The organism is Marinobacter iranensis, assembly GCF_029207565.1.
GTDB lineage: Bacteria > Pseudomonadota > Gammaproteobacteria > Pseudomonadales > Oleiphilaceae > Marinobacter > Marinobacter iranensis.
Map to the genome: position 1 here is coordinate 139,622 of NZ_JANCMW010000004.1, position 16,439 is coordinate 156,060.

Here is a 16,439-nt window from a genome sequence, read left to right on the forward strand (position 1 = left end):
CTCACATCGTTATCGATAAACCCCGGGGCTGTGGCGGCCTTAACCGGGGTTTTCTTTTTTAGGCGAGTGCTTCGCCTTCGTAGTTGATCAGCACTTCTCTTGCCCCGTTGTTGGCAGCCTTGCTAACCACCCCGGTTTCCTCCATGGCCTCAACAAGGCTTTCTGCCCTGGTGTAGCCGATCTTGAATCGTCGCTGGATGGAGCTCACCGATACCTTGCCGTTCTTCACTACGAACTCAGCAACTGCCGGGTAAAGGGCGTCTACTTTGCTGCCGTCACACACGAACGCACCATCGTGAACAATGGCTGTTGCTGTCCGGTCACCGGCCTGCTCGCCCATATCGACGCCCAGGAAAACCGGGCCACCTTCCACAATCGCCGTCCGATCTTCTCCGCCCAGCACTTCCAGAAGCGCCGGAATCATCCGCGACAACTCCAGGGTCATCAGGCTGAAGGCCGCATCGAAATGAGCCAGTGCGTCGTCTGCATCAATGTCGTCGAGTTTTTCCTGAAGGGCGTCACCAAACCGCAGGCGGGTAATGCCGAGATCTTCATCCAGGCAGAACGACACGTTGTCGTCCCATGTCATGGTCAGGCGGGTAACCTGCATGCCGGATTCCAGAACGCCGCGAACCTCGTCACTCTCCAGGTCCATGCCGCGGGCTGTGACCTTGCCGCCGTCTTGTGAAAGGTCTTCCAGCCAGCAATCGTTGCCGATGGTGACTTGTTCAGGAAGTTCGATGGTTTCCTGAAGCCAGCCGGTGAACGTGAAAGCCGGCGCCTGCTCGACAGCGGGCGGACGCACAGGCAACGAACCAAGGGATTTGCGCAGCGCACTGGCGAAGTCTTCAGCGATCTTTGCGCTGCTCGCATCGACGACCAGCAGGCCATCGTTCAGGGCCAGGTAACCGTAGATCCGTTTATTGCGAGGGAAAGCCTGAGGGAGCATGTCGAGAATCACCTGCTCCTTAATCTCGTCGCGCTCTTTGCGGCGGACCTTGCGCGACTGCTCGGCTTCGATGGCTTCGCAGCGTTCCTCAACAAACTCTTTCACCACCGGGCCTGGTAGAATCTTCTCCTGCTTCTGCAGACAGATGAGCATGTAGCCACCAGCCGCGTGAACCAGGGTTTCGCCGTGTTTGCCGAGAGGTGCAACCCATCCTTGCCGGGATAGCTCTTGCGGGCCGCATGGCTTGAAGGCGTCAGCCTCCAACTTTTCTTCCAGTTGCCCGGCATGCATCTGAACCGGGCGCGTGAACCTGAATATTCGGGCGTTTCGGAAAAACATGATTACCTCCTTGAGGTTTAGGCTCCCGACAACTTCCGGTACGCCTCAAGGCGCCAGATCTCGGAAAACGCATTGTCATAACTGATCTTCTGGCCGATCTCGTCGCGCCAATTGGCTGGATCAATGCAGGTTGCCGGATTGCCCACCACCACGAATCCGTTGTCCATCTTGATGCCGCAGTACATGAGCTTCTGGCCGCAGACGACGATGGTCTGGTACTCCACGTCGGCAATGCGGGACTTGATCAGGTCACTGGTAATTCGATCCCCAGTGCAGCCCTGGTCCTTCATCATCTTTTCGACTTCTGTGTGATCCTGTGCCATGCAACTCTCCGTTGTGGGTTGTTGAACCCGAGAAAGGGGCCTCAATGCGAAGCCCCTTCCGGCTTCAAGCTCTTGCGAGCGATCTGTTTAGGCGGGTGTGGGTCCGCGTATACCGGTGCTGGCTGATCCGACCGCACCCCCGAGCGGTGTTTCTTTTGCGTTGTCGGTGACCTTTGTTTCACTGGTTACCTTCGCGATCACCCCGCCGGGTGACTCTGGCAATCGCTGGAGCGCCCTGGCGTCGGACTGGATGGCGCTGGTATCGGTTGCGGTATCCGCAATCAGTTCGGTGGAATCATCCACAACGGTGAAGGCTGGTACTTCAGAGCCTTCAGCAGCTGGCACACCGGCCAGCAAGAACAGCGCGACTGCCACAAAGACGATTGCCCAGAAATTTCTAAGGCTCAGTCCCATCATGTGCGTTCCTCGCGTTCAGTTGCCGGGCTTTAAGGCGGGCCCGGAGTCGCCTTACTGGTGTCCGTGTGACGGTTACATGGCTGCCCCCTTTTCGGTTTGGTCAGTCTCATGAACAAATCGGCTTCCGCCGTCACTGCCGAAGGGGCAGTTTTACGACATGCCCCAGGTCTCGCTCTGACGGTGTTCTTGGGCCAGTTTTCTGCCATGGCCCAGGGCTACAAGTTCGCAACCATCGTTGCTGTGATGCGGCTGCAAGACATTGGCGTGCCTTGCATTTGAAGTGCAGCGCTGCAGTGGTCCCGCTTTTAACGGACGCTGCACTCACCGCATCTGAATCAGCTCTGGTACCGGCCTTCACCGAGCGCACTGAGGGGTGCGCGTCTCCCAAAGCTGATACAGATGCGTCCTGCATCCAGGGCAATTCAAACCCCGACCCATTCGGGGGATTACTTTTCTTGCAACGCCGACTAATCTGTAATCAGGTCAAGCGGCAGATCGGCTGGCGCGGGCAGCGTAAATTTCCTCCCGAAGCTCGGCATCTGTAACTGCTCCGTTCGTCAGGGATTCGATGACTTCGCCATAGGCCGTCTGCCGCTGACCCCTGATTTCGGTGATTTCAGTAGACGGCAGCACGCCGACGGCAAACCAATGCCGAACGGCTCCGGGCGTGACGCCGCATTTGCGTGCGATCAAGCTCTTTGCGCCGTGCCCAAGTACTTCGTATGCTCGATTTAGTGAGTTCATGGAACGAGATTATATCAATAGTATGATCTTGGCAATACGGAATTTGTACCAGAGGGAGACTGCTTTTGGACCGGCAAGCCTGTAATTTTGGCGACATGAAAAGATCCAGAGACGAAGATCGGCAGGCTTTCTCTGAACGCTTGAAGCGCGCTTATGCGCTGACAGGCGGTGCGGACTATGGGAAATACTCGGAACTCGGCAGGGCCTTCAATGTAACGCCCCACGCCGTAAAGCGCTGGTTTCTGGGGGAAACGGTACCCACCAGTCGCATCAACGAGATCGCGGAATACCTGAAGGTGCGGCCCGAGTGGCTGCTATCCAATCGGGGTCCCATGCGGGAGGTGGAAGCGGAGTCTCCGAGCGGCGAGGCACTGAACGTTCAGATCCACCGGGTACCCATTATTGAGCCGAGCGAATATGAAACATTGCAAAATGATGGCCCATCGGTATCAAGTTACTGCCTGGCGATGGGTAACTTTTCGTCACAAACTTTCGCGTACCAGCTGCGCGATAACGCCCTGGTGCCCGAGGCATTAAGCGGCATGATTGCGGTTGTGGACCCCTTGAACTGGGAAGCAAAGACACCGGGCTTATCCAAAAAGCCGGTTGTGGTGCTGGACAACAACACCTTCCTGGCTGGCACCTACATATGGCACGGCAATCCAATGATCGAGCCCCGCAACAGAGAGTACCGCCCGGTCCAACTCTCTGATAACCATAAGGTAGTTGGTGTCATCGTCGCCTTCTCCCAGCGCGACACCTGATCAAACCTCAGTTACAAACCGCAACATCGACCCAAAACAAATACCCCTGAATGGGTGGTTGCGAATTTTTAAATCCGTCTATACTGTACAGTTATACAGCATAAAAAGACGGGGTTTCGATGTCTGTTCAGTTTGTGTCCCTAGATCCTTCCTCTCGCCTCGTATTCCTTCTGGACAACGGTAAAGCCTTGGCGGTTTCGTACAGCGAAGCGGTATCCGCCCCCCGAATATCAAACCACCTCCCCCACCTGGTGATGGATACGCTCTGTCACTGCCTGACCGACGATCTGAAAAAATCAAAGGCTTCATAATTAACTGAATTGCAATCATTTTCACCTGCAAGATAGTACCAAAGGTACGTTTTCTTAATTTATTCTATTGCAAGGTTTATACTATTGGTATATTTTGGTTTCACAACATGAGGAAACCGCCATGCATAGATTCAAACATTGTGAAATTCGGTTGGGCCAGGAAGCCGACAAACTGACAGGTCCCCAGAAGGCCGTCGTTCTTTTCCTGGCTTTCGGTTTGAGCAACAAAATGATCGGTGCAGCCATGGGTCGGTCGCCAGAAACCGTAAAGTCTCATATCGACACACTGCGCATCATCTTCGGTGCAGACAGCCGCGCCGGCATCGTCGGTCAGGCTTTCTGCCACGGCGTACTCCGCCCCTCTATCAATGCGGTGCTCGCTCTCGGTCTGGGCCTGGCGCTCGGGATGGGCAGCCTTCCGCAGATTGATGACCGCAATGCGCTGCGTCGTGGCCCTCGGCCAGTTCGTGTGACCAGCGCCAGATACCAACCAATCAACTTGGGAGTGCTGACGGCATGAGTGAGCAAAAGTGCAACTGTTTCAGCGAATACCTAGAAAAGGTGAAAGAGCAGGTAATCCCTCAGATTCCAGAAGGCTCTGACGAGGTTCACTTCACCTGGCAGAACAGAGTCTTCCTCATCTCCGGCAAAGACTATTCGCCTGTTAATCCGAAGGTAGAGGTTGAATACCGCAAGCCAAAGAAAGGCGGCGGGTTCGCCAAGGGAATGACGCGGGACACGGTCAGCATCATGGCCAATTACTGCGCCTTCTGTGGCCGGAAGTATCAGAAAGATGGAGACGAATCATGAGCCCCCTCGACTACCAATTCCACCGTGCCCAGGCGGAACTCAAGAGCAATCCCCTGCTGGCGTTGACGACGCGCTTTCGGGGCGGTCACCAAGTACGTCCCGCTTTTTACCAGCCAGCAACGGGAGACGCGGCCTTCTATGAAGTGCCGGCCTATATCCGCAAGAGGATTCACCAGCACGACTTCGATAACCGCTGCCGGGTGGCGCAGTACGCGGATCGGGTTCGGGCGTTTGTTCAGGGAGAGGCGGCATGAAAAGGCCAGAGCCAGTTTGGGAGACTGATTACAAGTCTGACCGCAGAAAACACAACCACCGATGCTTTTGCTGCCAGAGGATTATCCGGCCGGGCGAGCGCGTCTTGATGTGCTTTGTCTCTGGCCGCAGGACCAAGGCTTGCCACATCGATCATGCCGACAACGCTCATTCAAGACAGAGCGGAATGCCGGTTCGTGAGGTTATGCGCCACTGGGGGCTTGAGGCACTGAAGCGCAAAGGCTGGTCAGTTAAAGACAGTGAGTTTCCGCGTGACGCCATGTGGGAGGCCGCCTAATGCACACCCAATCGAGTCAAACCTACCGCAAGCACTACGTCGCAGGACACGAACAGCAGTGCTTCGCCAGCATGATGGCCATGCGTCACTTGGTGGCCTGCTACCAGGGTGCTGTGATTCGGCACCGGAAGCGGTTGATTGTGGCGTTGAAGCAGATGGAGAACTTGAAATGAGACACATCACCGAACTCGAAAAGCTGTTCAGCCTGATCGCCCACATCACTGACCACTACGCAGCACAGGCCGATGCGGTCATTGATTGGGAGCACAGAACCGCTGTTATCACCGTAGACGAAGGCGGCAAAACCCACTACGCGGCCACGCTGGAAATTGACAGCGATGCGATTGAGGCGAAGGCGCGGCTTATTCGGCACGAGCTGGAGCAAATGGTTGATGAGTGTGAGTTGCCGATTTTGATGGAGAAAGTGGCATGAACGATATCGACAAAACAATCCACCGAATCCTGGCGACTGTCCGGGAGATCAACAAGCGCGACATAGGCTCTTTCGATTTTCGGGTTTCTGGATACGGAGTCGATGTGGTGGTTGAAGAATGGCTAGGCACAAAGCCAGGTGAAGTGCTCGCCCTTGGTCGTAAGTGGGAGGCGCATGACGGCAACTCAATGCTTGCCAGATTGCGGAAGATCAACATTGACCTGATGCGGATTCTGGCAGAAGGCCAGGCCAAGAAGGTGGTGGCGTGAAAATCAACATCAACGACTTCATCGGCAAGAGCGATCCCCGTGTCTGGATGCGTGAGCCCATCCAGGTTGCTGGCAAGTTGGCAGCTACTGATGGGCGGACAGTGTTTTCGTCGAACGAAAGTTCTGACCTGCCCAGTCCGGAAACCGCTTCACTTGAAAAGATAGAGCAATTTCTCGACCTGGCAGCGGCCGCCAACTTTTCCCCGATGCCGGAGCTGACTTTTCCGGAAATGCCGGACTGCGCCGACTGCAAGGGAGCCGGCAAGCATTCCAAGAAAGACTGCCCGGAGTGCGACGGCGAGGGCGAGGCGATGGCCGAAACCGCTTACCACGAATATGAGGTGCAGTGCCGGATGTGCGACGGCGACGGGCAAGTTGATTCTGACGAGCCGGAAGGCGATTGCCAGCACTGCAACGGCAAAGGCAAACGCTGGACGGACAACGACAGGATGAAAGTCGAGGGCATCCCCTTCGATATGAATCCCGCGTTGATGCTCCGAATCGCTGATGTGCCGGGCATGCAGATCGCGCCACTCGAAAGTAGCGAGATTTCGAGATGCATAGCGTTCAAGTGCGCTGACGGCATCGGAATCATCATGGGCATGAGGGATAAGCCATGAACACAACAACAGCCCAGCACCAGAAACAGCGGCCAACCGAGGCAAACACCGCCCTCAACCGCAACGCCATGACCCTGGACGAGTGGCGCGAGCGAGTGAACGTCTGTCACCACATTGACGATCCTGCGGCCTTTCGTGAAGAGAAGGCGTTCCTGGACGCCGTTGGCCGCGAAAAGGGGTATCTCGGCAATGGGCTATCCACCGGGTGGACCGATCATTTCTACACCTTGGTCGGCCAACTGCTCCGAGGCCGCGACCCAGTCAGGGCGATCAACGGCAACATTATCCTCACGCACCAGGACGTGCTGGACAAGGCTCTAGAGAACAAAGAGCGGATATGGTCAGCGTACCGGTATGCGGAAACCAATCAGTGCGCGGCAGCTGCTGAAGATCTAAAGCAAGCCATGAGATCGGCGGCCATGGAGTTGGTCGAGCTTTACAAAGAGGACCTGGACATTGAGGGCCGGGCAGAACAGAGGGGCGCGGCGTAATGGGTATTTTCGAGGAAGCTCCGCAGGCGCCCGTAATCGATGCGCCGGATCGGCCGGGCTACTACCTGGGTTTGAGCAACGAGGCCTACCACTCCGGCCCGGGCATCAGCAAAAGCCAACTGGACCTGGTGAACAGATCACCCGCCTTGCTCCAGTGGTCGAAGAATGCGCCAGAGGACGACGAGAATAAGTCGGCCCTGAATGTGGGTGACGCAGTGCACGCCCTGCTGCTGGAGCCCGACCGGTTCCGTGATGAGTTTGCCATCGGCCCAAAGGACGCCCCACGCAATACCAATGCCGGCAAAGAGAAGTGGGCAGAGTTCGAGTCGAAACTGGACGGCCAGGTTGTGCTGACCGCAGAAGAAGGCCGAAAGATTGAACTGATCTACGGCAGCGTCATGGCTCACCCGCATGCCCGGTGGTTGATCGAGGCCAAGGGCGACCCGGAGGCCAGCATTTACTGGACGGATCCAGAAACCGGCCTGCTGTGCCGGTGCCGCCTGGACAAGTTGCTGACCGATTACGGCTGGATTTTGGACGTCAAAACCACTGCGGATATGAGCAAGTTCAAATGGTCCGTTCGCGACTACCGGTATGACGTGCAGGACGCCTTCTATTCCGAAGGCTACACCCAGCACTTCGGTGAGCGCCCGCAAGGCTTCCTGTTCTTGGTGGTGAGCACGTCCATTGAGTGCGGGTGTTACCCGGTGCGGTTGTTCGAGCTGACCCCGGACAGCAAGCAGGAAGGCTATCAGGCCATGCGCAACGATATGGCTGTAGTGGCCGAGTGCCAGCGAACCGGCGAATGGCCGGGAATCGAAACACTCTCAATGCCCACAAGGGCGCGATAAGGAATGACCATGAGCAATACAGCATCGATTAACCCGCTGACCCAGCGGAGCAACGAGAAGAAGCCGGTCCCGAAGGACATTCAGGGCATGCTCAAAGACCCGCGCATTCATGCGGAGTTGAGCCTGGCGCTGCCGAAACATATGACCCCGGACAGGCTGGCCCGAATCGCCCTGACCGAGTTCCGGAAGACCCCGAAGTTGGCGCAGTGTGAGCCAAAGAGCTTCTTGGGCGCCGTCATCCAATGTGCGCAGCTAGGCCTGGAGCCGGGCAACTCTCTCGGCCACGCCTACATCCTGCCCTTTGATCGCCGCGAGAACGTGAACGGCAAGTGGCAGACCGTGGGCACCGATGCGCAGCTGATTATCGGCTACCGGGGCATGATCGACCTTGCCCGGCGCTCTGGCCAGATCATGAGCCTGCAAGCTCACGCCGTCTACGAGGGCGACCACTTCGATTTCGCGTACGGCCTGGATGAGCGGCTTTCCCATATCCCCACCAGCGACATTGAAAAACGCGGCGGCCTGATCGCCGTATACGCAGTTGCCAAGTTGGTCGGAGGCGGTCACCAGATCGAAGTGATGTGGCGCTCTGACGTGGAGCAGATTCAGAAGCAATCCAAGGCCGGCAACAACGGCCCATGGAAGACGCACTTCGAAGAAATGGCGAAGAAGACCGTTATCCGCCGCCTGTTCAAGTACCTCCCGGTATCGGTGGAAATTCAGCGGGCCACGATGCTGGACGAGAACGCCGAGTCAGGCGCCCAGGACAATCGCGGATTCTATGGCGAGGCCACCGGCGACGTATTCGATGGCGAGTACGAGCAGCAATCCGACGCCAAGAAAGCCGAGTCAGCAAACCAACCAGAGGCCCAGGGCGAAGAACAGCCCGGCATGTTTGAGGGAGCACAGTAATGCAGGAACTCATCACTATCAACAACACCCCGGCCCTCGTTGAAGTCAACTTCGAGGAACTGAAAAAGCACCTGGCCACGGAGCTTGAGAAATACAACGTGGTGGTTACCCAGGACACGGTGAAGGATGCCAAGGCCCTGGCCACGGAACTGAATAAAACCAAAGGCGAGATCGCCAAGCGCAAAAAGGAAGAATACGACCGGGCTACGGCGGGCGCCAACCAGTTCAAGGACGGCATGAAAGAACTGGAAGCGATGATTGACGTTGGCCGCAAGGGGCTTCTCGAGCAAGTGCAGAAGTTCGAGGACGAGACGCGCCAACTTGCGGCGGATCTGCTGCGAGAGAAGCGGTCCGAAATGTGGGAGTCGTTCGGTGTCACCGAGGAATTCCAGAGCGCCCAGTTTGACGACCTGGCGAACCTGTCCGCTGTGACTGCCAAGGGCAATCTGGCTGCCGGCGCACGCACAAAGCTTGAGTCCCGAGTGAATGCCGACAAGGCCCTGCAGGATCAGACCGAAATGCGCCTGCTGAAGCTGGAAAACCAGAGCTACAAGGCCGGACTGTCCGCCCCGCTAACCCGCAGCCACGTCGAGCACTTCCTGTTCGATGAGGATGACACCTATCAGCAGAAACTGGACGCGCTCATGAAGTCCGAGCTTGGCCGGGAGGAAGTCGCACAGAACGCCATGCGTGCGAAAATGGAGCGGGAGCAGCAGGAGAAAGCGCAGGCCGAGCAGCGGCGGCATGGGCGCGAGGAACGGGCAGCGGCGGCACAGGCCGAGGCCCAGCGCACTGTGCCGGACCAGCCGGAGCAGGAAGCGGCACCGGAGCGGGCTGCACCTGAAGCCAGCAAGCCGCAGCCAGAGCACGAGCCTGCCCAGCCTGGCCGCGTGCCGGTCACCGTGCAATGCACCTTCAATGTGAACGTGACCGCCTCCACTACCGACGAGGCGATTGAGGCGGAGTTGCGCCGAGTACTGGAAAAGGCCGGCATCAAGACGCTGGATACCGTCGAAGTGATTCGTCAACGGGAGGCCGCATGAGAGTCAACAGCCGAATCTCACACAACCGCTTCGAGCTGACTGAATCGCGCATCAGCCACATCAATGCCTGCGCCGCTCAGGGCAAATCCCTGAGTGCTACGGCGCTGGAGTTGTGCGTGGATCCGCAGACCGTGAAAGCGGCTGCCAAGCGTCAGGATATGGTCGAGTGGTTGCGCGGTAAGTTCCCGCACCGCTCGTATGACTGCGGCGGTGGCCACCACAACGAGAAGTCCAGCGGGGAAATCCGCAACCTGGCGCCGGAGGATATCAGTGTACCTCTGGATATCGACTGGAACAGTCCGTATGTGCGCAGCGCCGCAATGGTTTGGCGGGGTGCGGCATGAGCAAGGAAAAACCGATCCTGTTCAACGACGAAATGGTCCGCGCCATTCTGGAAGGGCGGAAGACGCAGACGCGGCGGGCGCTAGACGTTCCTGCAGGCTGGAGCCTTGAGTCTGCGCATGGTGAGCCGTGCGTTCTTGGAAAGATCACCAGCCCGCACCCCAAGCGCGACCGTTTTGGCGCATTCATCCGGAAGGAAATTCACCCAGGTAGCGGGAAGTTTCAGCACGACATTGTGGCTTGCAGGCATGGCGGACCCGGGGATCGGTTGTGGGTGAGGGAGGCTTGGCGTCAGTTCAGCGCAACAGACGAGTGCGGATGCAGCGAAGCCCCTTGCGGATGCCTGAGCACAGGCACCGTTCTTTATCGAGCCACCGATGATGACGGTGAATCGAAGTGGCGCCCCTCAATCCACATGCCGCGCTGGGCCAGCCGGATCACTCTGGGAATCACCAGTGTCCGGGTCGAGCGGTTGCAGGATATCAGCGCCGACGATGCGCGAGCAGAAGGCTGCTCTAAACCGGAGCTACCGCCGGAGGTTCGCGGTGTCGCCGGCGACTTCGTGGCTGACGAGCGAACGACCTTCGCCATCCTATGGAATCGCATCAACGGCCCCGGATCATGGGCTGCCAATCCATTCGTTTGGGTGATCGAATTCCGCCACGTAGAAGCACAGGAGCAATCTGTATGAGCAACGACATCACCACCAACAAGAGCCCGATGGAAGAATTTCAGGATCGGGTGAAGGACAAGCTGAAGGCCGATATTGGCTCCATGCTGCCAGACGACGTGCTGGCACAACTGACGCAGCGGGCCGTGGATGAGCAGTTCTTTAAGGAGCGTCGTGCGCCCAACCCTCGCGGTTATGGCTCGGACGTTGCGCGCCCATCTTGGTTCGTGGAGGAAGTGGCGAAGATCGCAGAGCCCATTATCCGGTCGCACATCGAGCAGTTTATCGAGACAAGCAAGGCCGACATCGAGGCGGCGATCAAGCAGTACATCAGCGATCAGAACCTGACGCTGACCGCATCGGCCATGATCGCCAGCCAGATGAGCGCCCACATGTACAACAACGTGGACATGATCGTGCAGGCCATCATGAACCACCAGGGGCGCTAACCATGAACCTCCACAACCCCGAAGACTTCCGCCGCGCATGGGATTCACTGGATGACCCGAAGGAAATTCGGGAGTCCCTCGAGCGGGACCAGGAAGCCGAAGATCACGTTGAGCCGGTGAAGCCTGCTTTTACATTGGTGTGCGGTAAACAGGTAAGGAATGGTGATGAGTGAATTTAAGCGAGAAGAACGCTACATCGTAATCAAGAGAAAGCACCTGTCGCCTCTGAACGAGGCGCGCATACGGGAGACATTGGCCACCTGCGGCGCTCCTACGATTGGCTGTGTCGTCGTGGAGGCGGACTGGCCGAACTATGAGTATGTTTGGCAGACCGTTGAGCAGGTAGCTAACGGGACATGGCAAGCAGCCCGCGCACAGGGCGGGGAGGCTGTGGCTTGGCTGATGTACGACGAGGATGGCCGACTGTTTGGGGCTTCTGCCAACGAAGATACAGCGCGCCGGTTCGGAGAGCATTCGGGACGCAAGTGTGTGCCGTGCTACGCCAACCCCGCACTAGTACGGGGTTCTGATGCTGTGGCATACGGATGGTTTGAGGCCGGAAAACTTGCAAGTTTCACGCATGACCCAGAGGAGGCCGACGAGTTGGCTGCCGAACAAGGTGCCGCGGCGTTCCCGCTCTACACCCACCCCAGCGCCTCGGTGCCGGAGGGTTGGAAGCTGGTCCCGATTAAACCAACGGCGGAGATGTGCAGGGCATTCCACAAAGCAGACGAGCATTACCATACCAGCGGAAGCGGGTGGAGCAGCCCGGATTATCAATGGAAATCCATGCTCGATGAGGCGCCTCAACCACCACAAAGGGGCAAGGGTGATGATTGAAATGAACAAAGCATTCGACCGCATAGAAGACCTTATTGCCCGCAATGAAATTACGGCAGCGCGGGCATTTACGGAAATGAGGCAGGCTGCACAATCCGAACTCGCCGCCGCCAGGGATGAGGCTGAGAAGTTGCGGGGGCGGGTAGCGTTAATTGAGTCTGCGGCAAGGCAGGTGGTGCGCGCTGCCCCGAACTCTGGCCCGTTGTGGTTTCAGAGCGAAGAGATAAACGCTCTTTGCGAGGCTGTCAAAGGAAATAGCGAGGCACGGCTCCTGCGCAAACAGGCGGATTCGATTTCCGGGTACGCTGATGCTCTGCGCCTGTGGCTGAAAGACACCAAAAGCGACACGCCGGTTATGTTTGTGGAGGGAGTGGAGGCATCGGCTGCCCAAGCTGACCGTTACGCCCAAGCTCTCCGCACCCAAGCCGACGAACTGGAGAAAGCGGGAGGGACATCATGATGTCAGTCAGCTTCCAAAACCTCAGCATCGCCGGCGGGCTCAAGATCGTTAGGGCTCCGGACAGGCTGGCAAACCAGCGGTGCCGGAATGTGGCTTTTCATCAGGCCCCGGAATGCATCGATCTGCCGAAAGTCCGGATCCAGCCACATGTCGAAGTCTGCCGGCCGCAGCATCAGCGGAATGCTCTTCGGGTGGATGTGGATGAATCGCGGATGCGGCGGGAGCGTGATCACGGTGAAGGAATTAACCATGTCATCTCCGAACTGCCAGCTTTGCCAGAGTCCGGCGAGTGCCGTGGCTTCACCTTCGGGGTGAATGTTGTACACCTGCTTACCCTTGCCTTCACCAAGCGGCTGCCATTCGTGGAAGGCGCTCACGGGAACAATGCAGCGGCGATTCGGGTAAGCCTTTTTCCAAAGCGGGCTGCTTGTCAGTCGATCACTGCGGGCATTGAATGTGTGGAACTTGGGATTCGGCCTGTATCCGGTACCGTCCGGTTTCTGCTCGATGAGCAGCGACCAGATGCCGGCGACCAGCTGCCGCCCGTTGCCATCATTCAGAACAAACTCGGCAGTGCCACCAGGTGGGACGTTGAGCTGAGGTCGCGGCCTCAACGGCATGCCGAGCTCGTCCATCAGTTCCCCGACTACGGGGCTGTCAGTCACATTGAATCGGCCACACATAGCGGATCTCCCATTGGTGCTGATGGAAGTATAGCCGAGGGGTTTTTTAGTGGAGGCGACAGCAATGCTTAACGCTTACATGATGCATGGCGGGTGCCAAGAGGACTGCGCAAGCTTGGTGTTTGCTCGAACACACCGGGAGGCCAGAGCGTTGGCGTCCAAGTTCTCTCTCTGCTGCGATGGATGCGAATACATCGACGTGCGCGGCCACCGACTCTGGAACGATGAGTGGCTGAAGAAGAACGCAGCGGACCAGGTGAAGCTGGCAGTCGGCGAGCCGCACGTTATCGACAGCCCGCCATCCTGTGAGGGCTGTGAACTCTGGCATGAAACTCTGGAAGATTCTGGGTATTGCAGCAACTGCGACCCCGATTGGGAGGCCAGCGATGCCTGACTATCAGCCGCGCGGCTCCATGTGCACAGCCTGCAAACACAGAAACGGCCCATGCAGTCACCTCCCGTTCCACGAAATGCCGGCGTGCAACACGTTGCCGGATGGGACGAAGGTGGTTATCTGTCGGGAATTTGAGCGGAGGGATAAGTGATGCCGAGGCCGCAAGACTGGATTATGGGTGAGCCACCGAAGGACGGCGAGACCTACATGGGATGGCTGCCCAGCAAAGGGGCGGCGCCAGTTCACTGGTCTGGCTGGGGTGGAGGCGTATGGGATAACGAGACAGGCCACCACTTGAGCGATGAGCCGCTGTTCTGGATGCCAATGCCGGTAGACCCGACTCAGGAAATGATTAGCGAGGCGTTTGATCGTCGATGGACTCTTAACAGCGACGGAGGCGGTCAATGAAATATCGACCAAGCAACGGCACTGAAGGCGCGATCTTTCAGGAGCGATTCTGCGATAGGTGCGCCCACGATGACTACAACCTGGAAACCGGCGAAGGAACTCCGTGCGACATTCTCATGCGGACCATGCTGCACGATATTGACGATCCGGCATATCCGGAGGAATGGCAGGAGATGCCTGGCGAGGACCCGAAGTGTACGGCATTCCTAAGTCGGGATGATGGGCCGGTTCAGAGCAAGTGTCCGAATACGATTGATCTGTTTGATGGGGGCGAGAAGGCATGAGCAGAATAGCGCTAAGTGACTGGAAGAAAGAGAATTACCCGGGTGAGCGCCCTACCCTGCGCACTGCCGTTTGGAGGCTGCCATGAAGCTAGCAAAGGACATTCCCAGCCAGGCAGAACTGCGAAAGATATTCGACTACAACCCTGAAACTGGCGACCTTGTGTGGTTGCGCCGGCCAGAGAAGGGCCCTCAATGGAATGGCAGGTTTGCCGGTAAAGTCGCCGGCACTCCGCACAAAGCCTACATCCGCGTGAAGCTGGATGGAGAAAAGTATCAGGCGCACCGGTTGATATGGATGCTGGTCTACGGCGAGATCCCTAACGATAAACAGGTTGACCACGAAGATGGTATCGGCAACCACAACCGGCTCAGCAATCTGCGGCTGGTGAGCAATCAACAGAACCAGTTCAATCGATCTTGCGATAAGGGTCGCGGCTACAAAGGCGTTTATCCAAAAGGCAAGCGCTGGAAGGCTGAGATAACAACTCCAGACGGCAGGCAATACTTGGGTATGTTTAACACTCCCGAGCAAGCTGCCGTCGCATACGACACTGCGGCCAGAAAATGGCACGGCGAACACGCAAGACTGAATTTCCCGAACGTGCACGAGGTGGCCGCATGATGTTCTTAACGCAAGACGAGGTTGCCGTGCTCACCGGGAAAACCCGGAAGACCAGCCAGAAGCAGGTTTTAGAAGCGGCGGGCATCCACTATATTGAGAACGGTATAGGCGAACTGGTTGTGTCCAGGGCCCATGTTGAAAGGATGCTGGACGGCAAATCACAAGAGGCGAGTCCAGCAGGACCAAACTTTGCTTCATTGCTGAGGAAGGCGTCGTGAGCCCGAAGCCGAAAACCCTGAACCGTGATATGCCAACATACGTCCACTGGAAGAACGGCGCATGGAGATTTAAGACGCCAAAGCACCTGATCGCCTACGTGCCGGGCCGGAAAACGTGGATAACGCTAGGGGTCGATAAGCGGGAAGCTCTGAAGCGGTACGCTGAGATCATGGGCAACCTATCTCAGGAATCCGGCATGAGCAAACTATTTAACCGATATGAGGCCGATGTAATCCCCACGAAAGCGCCGCGCACCCGCAAGGACAACCTAAAAGAACTGAAGCAGTTGCGGGGCGTTTTCGGGGGCATGCACCCATCTGAGATTACGACCATGCACTGCCAGCAGTATCTGGATCTGCGCGGCAAGTCATCAAAGACCCAGGCCAACCACGAGATCGCCCTGCTCTCCCATATTCTCCGGAAGGCTATGCAGTGGGGAATCGTGGATCGTAACCCGGTGAAGGGCGTCGAGAAGCACAAGATCAAGGCGCGAGATCGGTACGTCGAAGACTGGGAGCTTGAGGAATTTCTGAAGGCTGCAACGCCGTTCATAAAGGCGTGGGTGGACGTAAAGCTGATGACCGGCCTGCGCCAAGGGGATCTGCTTGCCCTGCCCCTGAACGCTCTCAGGGAGGACGGCATCGCCGTCACCAGCCGGAAGACTGGCCGGAAGGGGTTTATTGCCTGGACGCCGGCACTGAAGAAGGCGATCAATGCGCTGAAGACCTGCAATAGAGTTCAGGGAATGACAGTGGTGTGTGATCGGCACGGCAAGCCGCTGAGCGACAGCGCCTTTCAGAATCGGTGGCGGGCGGTCATGGCGGATGCACTGGATAAAACTGAGCTCACGGAGCGATTCACGGAACACGATCTGAGGGCGAAGCATGCGACGGACGTTGACCAGGCCGGAGGTGATGCCACGGCAAACCTGCTGCACGATGACAAGCGAACCACGGATGCTTATTTGAGGTCGAAAAAACCCGTCAATATTGTGGCCTGGGATCGGAAGAAGTCAGGGGAATAATATACATTTGTATATTATCGGGAATATACAGCCCGATCTGGAAATCCTGAAACGTTCGTAAGTTATTGAAGTGGCGGTGGGCCAGGGATTCGAACCCCGGGAAGGCTACTAACCTTCGGCGGTTTTCAAGACCGCTGCATTCAGCCACTCTGCCAGCCCACCGTTTTCTCCACAGCCGTCATTGCGACAGCGGGGAGCATGATACCGGAATCTCCTGT

29 protein-coding genes, 1 tRNA gene and 1 pseudogene are annotated in these 16,439 nt (G+C 57.4%); 24 read left to right on the forward strand and 7 right to left on the reverse strand.

Translation table 11 applies throughout. From position 1 onward, the window contains the following. Positions 1 to 58 precede the first annotated feature (58 nt). The 5 genes and pseudogenes from NLU14_RS23050 to NLU14_RS08780 all read right to left on the reverse strand — a co-directional run bounded on the left by NLU14_RS23050 (position 59) and on the right by NLU14_RS08780 (position 2,721). Positions 59 to 340, reverse strand: a complete 282-nt coding sequence (locus NLU14_RS23050) for a DNA translocase FtsK (RefSeq protein ID WP_338040787.1) — start codon at positions 338 to 340, stop codon at positions 59 to 61. A 27-nt stretch (positions 341 to 367) separates the two neighbouring features. Next, positions 368 to 1,288, reverse strand: a pseudogene (gene rdgC / locus NLU14_RS08765) (recombination-associated protein RdgC); the annotation flags it as partial. A 17-nt stretch (positions 1,289 to 1,305) separates the two neighbouring features. Then, positions 1,306 to 1,611, reverse strand: coding sequence for a Gp49 family protein (locus NLU14_RS08770; RefSeq protein WP_275705852.1), 306 nt, complete (start codon positions 1,609 to 1,611; stop codon positions 1,306 to 1,308). An 87-nt stretch (positions 1,612 to 1,698) separates the two neighbouring features. Further along, positions 1,699 to 2,028, reverse strand: coding sequence for a hypothetical protein (locus NLU14_RS08775; RefSeq protein ID WP_275705853.1), 330 nt, complete (start codon positions 2,026 to 2,028; stop codon positions 1,699 to 1,701). Between the two features lie 483 nt (positions 2,029 to 2,511). Then, the gene (locus tag NLU14_RS08780; RefSeq protein ID WP_275705854.1) at positions 2,512 to 2,721 is read right to left on the reverse strand and encodes a helix-turn-helix domain-containing protein; all 210 of its coding nucleotides are present in this window, start codon (positions 2,719 to 2,721) and stop codon (positions 2,512 to 2,514) included. A 146-nt stretch (positions 2,722 to 2,867) separates the two neighbouring features. Between NLU14_RS08780 and NLU14_RS08785 the strand changes: the two genes are divergently transcribed. From NLU14_RS08785 to NLU14_RS08870, 18 genes are all read left to right on the forward strand, one after another. Beyond that, the gene (locus NLU14_RS08785; protein ID WP_275705855.1) at positions 2,868 to 3,536 is read left to right on the forward strand and encodes a helix-turn-helix domain-containing protein; all 669 of its coding nucleotides are present in this window, start codon (positions 2,868 to 2,870) and stop codon (positions 3,534 to 3,536) included. A 432-nt stretch (positions 3,537 to 3,968) separates the two neighbouring features. Then, positions 3,969 to 4,367 carry a LuxR C-terminal-related transcriptional regulator gene (locus tag NLU14_RS08790; RefSeq protein WP_275705856.1) on the forward strand — a complete coding sequence of 133 codons (399 nt, stop codon included), beginning with the start codon at positions 3,969 to 3,971 and terminating at the stop codon, positions 4,365 to 4,367. Beyond that, entirely contained in the window at positions 4,364 to 4,657 is a 294-nt protein-coding gene (locus tag NLU14_RS08795) for a hypothetical protein (RefSeq protein WP_275705857.1), read from the forward strand. Before NLU14_RS08790 ends, NLU14_RS08795 begins: the two co-directional genes overlap by 4 nt. After that, on the forward strand, positions 4,654 to 4,911 hold the full coding sequence (locus NLU14_RS08800; protein WP_275705858.1) for a hypothetical protein: 258 nt from the start codon (positions 4,654 to 4,656) through the stop codon (positions 4,909 to 4,911). Before NLU14_RS08795 ends, NLU14_RS08800 begins: the two co-directional genes overlap by 4 nt. 295 nt (positions 4,912 to 5,206) lie before the next feature. Further along, complete coding sequence (locus NLU14_RS08805; RefSeq protein WP_275705859.1) at positions 5,207 to 5,380, forward strand: hypothetical protein; 174 nt, start codon at positions 5,207 to 5,209, stop codon at positions 5,378 to 5,380. Continuing rightward, positions 5,377 to 5,640 carry a hypothetical protein gene (locus NLU14_RS08810; RefSeq protein ID WP_275705860.1) on the forward strand — a complete coding sequence of 88 codons (264 nt, stop codon included), beginning with the start codon at positions 5,377 to 5,379 and terminating at the stop codon, positions 5,638 to 5,640. The genes NLU14_RS08805 and NLU14_RS08810 overlap by 4 nt, the downstream gene beginning before the upstream one ends. Next, positions 5,637 to 5,909: a hypothetical protein gene (locus NLU14_RS08815; protein ID WP_275705861.1), complete on the forward strand. Its 273-nt coding sequence runs from the start codon at positions 5,637 to 5,639 to the stop codon at positions 5,907 to 5,909. The genes NLU14_RS08810 and NLU14_RS08815 overlap by 4 nt, the downstream gene beginning before the upstream one ends. Beyond that, positions 5,906 to 6,529 (forward strand): zinc finger domain-containing protein, encoded by a 624-nt coding sequence (locus NLU14_RS08820; protein ID WP_275705862.1) that lies wholly within the window; start codon positions 5,906 to 5,908, stop codon positions 6,527 to 6,529. Before NLU14_RS08815 ends, NLU14_RS08820 begins: the two co-directional genes overlap by 4 nt. Beyond that, complete coding sequence (locus NLU14_RS08825) at positions 6,526 to 7,020, forward strand: hypothetical protein (protein WP_275705863.1); 495 nt, start codon at positions 6,526 to 6,528, stop codon at positions 7,018 to 7,020. Before NLU14_RS08820 ends, NLU14_RS08825 begins: the two co-directional genes overlap by 4 nt. Continuing rightward, positions 7,020 to 7,871, forward strand: a complete 852-nt coding sequence (locus NLU14_RS08830) for a PD-(D/E)XK nuclease-like domain-containing protein (RefSeq protein WP_275705864.1) — start codon at positions 7,020 to 7,022, stop codon at positions 7,869 to 7,871. Before NLU14_RS08825 ends, NLU14_RS08830 begins: the two co-directional genes overlap by 1 nt. Positions 7,872 to 7,880: 9 nt before the next feature. Next, entirely contained in the window at positions 7,881 to 8,783 is a 903-nt protein-coding gene (recT, locus tag NLU14_RS08835; protein ID WP_275705865.1) for a recombination protein RecT, read from the forward strand. After that, a complete protein-coding gene (locus NLU14_RS08840; protein WP_275705866.1) occupies positions 8,783 to 9,826 on the forward strand; it encodes a DUF1351 domain-containing protein in 1,044 nt (347 codons plus the stop codon). The genes recT and NLU14_RS08840 overlap by 1 nt, the downstream gene beginning before the upstream one ends. Then, the gene (locus NLU14_RS08845) at positions 9,823 to 10,170 is read left to right on the forward strand and encodes a hypothetical protein (RefSeq protein WP_275705867.1); all 348 of its coding nucleotides are present in this window, start codon (positions 9,823 to 9,825) and stop codon (positions 10,168 to 10,170) included. Before NLU14_RS08840 ends, NLU14_RS08845 begins: the two co-directional genes overlap by 4 nt. After that, positions 10,167 to 10,859, forward strand: a complete 693-nt coding sequence (locus NLU14_RS08850) for an ASCH domain-containing protein (protein ID WP_275705868.1) — start codon at positions 10,167 to 10,169, stop codon at positions 10,857 to 10,859. Before NLU14_RS08845 ends, NLU14_RS08850 begins: the two co-directional genes overlap by 4 nt. After that, a complete protein-coding gene (locus tag NLU14_RS08855) occupies positions 10,856 to 11,287 on the forward strand; it encodes a hypothetical protein (protein ID WP_275705869.1) in 432 nt (143 codons plus the stop codon). Before NLU14_RS08850 ends, NLU14_RS08855 begins: the two co-directional genes overlap by 4 nt. A 2-nt stretch (positions 11,288 to 11,289) precedes the next feature. Then, positions 11,290 to 11,460: a hypothetical protein gene (locus tag NLU14_RS08860; RefSeq protein ID WP_275705870.1), complete on the forward strand. Its 171-nt coding sequence runs from the start codon at positions 11,290 to 11,292 to the stop codon at positions 11,458 to 11,460. Beyond that, positions 11,453 to 12,127: a hypothetical protein gene (locus NLU14_RS08865; RefSeq protein ID WP_275705871.1), complete on the forward strand. Its 675-nt coding sequence runs from the start codon at positions 11,453 to 11,455 to the stop codon at positions 12,125 to 12,127. Before NLU14_RS08860 ends, NLU14_RS08865 begins: the two co-directional genes overlap by 8 nt. After that, positions 12,120 to 12,587: a hypothetical protein gene (locus NLU14_RS08870; RefSeq protein WP_275705872.1), complete on the forward strand. Its 468-nt coding sequence runs from the start codon at positions 12,120 to 12,122 to the stop codon at positions 12,585 to 12,587. Before NLU14_RS08865 ends, NLU14_RS08870 begins: the two co-directional genes overlap by 8 nt. A gap of 2 nt (positions 12,588 to 12,589) precedes the next feature. Here the strand turns inward: NLU14_RS08870 and NLU14_RS08875 are convergent, their stop codons facing one another. Further along, complete coding sequence (locus tag NLU14_RS08875) at positions 12,590 to 13,270, reverse strand: SOS response-associated peptidase (protein WP_275705873.1); 681 nt, start codon at positions 13,268 to 13,270, stop codon at positions 12,590 to 12,592. Between the two features lie 118 nt (positions 13,271 to 13,388). On the opposite strand from NLU14_RS08875, the gene NLU14_RS08880 reads away from it, so the two are divergent. The 6 genes from NLU14_RS08880 to NLU14_RS08905 all read left to right on the forward strand — a co-directional run bounded on the left by NLU14_RS08880 (position 13,389) and on the right by NLU14_RS08905 (position 16,221). Continuing rightward, positions 13,389 to 13,664 carry a hypothetical protein gene (locus tag NLU14_RS08880; protein WP_275705874.1) on the forward strand — a complete coding sequence of 92 codons (276 nt, stop codon included), beginning with the start codon at positions 13,389 to 13,391 and terminating at the stop codon, positions 13,662 to 13,664. A gap of 150 nt (positions 13,665 to 13,814) precedes the next feature. Beyond that, entirely contained in the window at positions 13,815 to 14,072 is a 258-nt protein-coding gene (locus NLU14_RS08885) for a hypothetical protein (RefSeq protein ID WP_275705875.1), read from the forward strand. After that, on the forward strand, positions 14,069 to 14,356 hold the full coding sequence (locus NLU14_RS08890) for a hypothetical protein (RefSeq protein WP_275705876.1): 288 nt from the start codon (positions 14,069 to 14,071) through the stop codon (positions 14,354 to 14,356). Before NLU14_RS08885 ends, NLU14_RS08890 begins: the two co-directional genes overlap by 4 nt. 82 nt (positions 14,357 to 14,438) lie before the next feature. After that, positions 14,439 to 14,978, forward strand: coding sequence for an HNH endonuclease (locus tag NLU14_RS08895; protein ID WP_275705877.1), 540 nt, complete (start codon positions 14,439 to 14,441; stop codon positions 14,976 to 14,978). Then, complete coding sequence (locus NLU14_RS08900) at positions 14,975 to 15,196, forward strand: DUF4224 domain-containing protein (protein ID WP_275705878.1); 222 nt, start codon at positions 14,975 to 14,977, stop codon at positions 15,194 to 15,196. The genes NLU14_RS08895 and NLU14_RS08900 overlap by 4 nt, the downstream gene beginning before the upstream one ends. 197 nt (positions 15,197 to 15,393) lie before the next feature. Beyond that, on the forward strand, positions 15,394 to 16,221 hold the full coding sequence (locus NLU14_RS08905) for a tyrosine-type recombinase/integrase (RefSeq protein WP_275705879.1): 828 nt from the start codon (positions 15,394 to 15,396) through the stop codon (positions 16,219 to 16,221). A 71-nt stretch (positions 16,222 to 16,292) separates the two neighbouring features. Here the strand turns inward: NLU14_RS08905 and NLU14_RS08910 are convergent. Beyond that, positions 16,293 to 16,383 (reverse strand) — tRNA-Ser (locus tag NLU14_RS08910). Positions 16,384 to 16,439 lie beyond the last annotated feature (56 nt).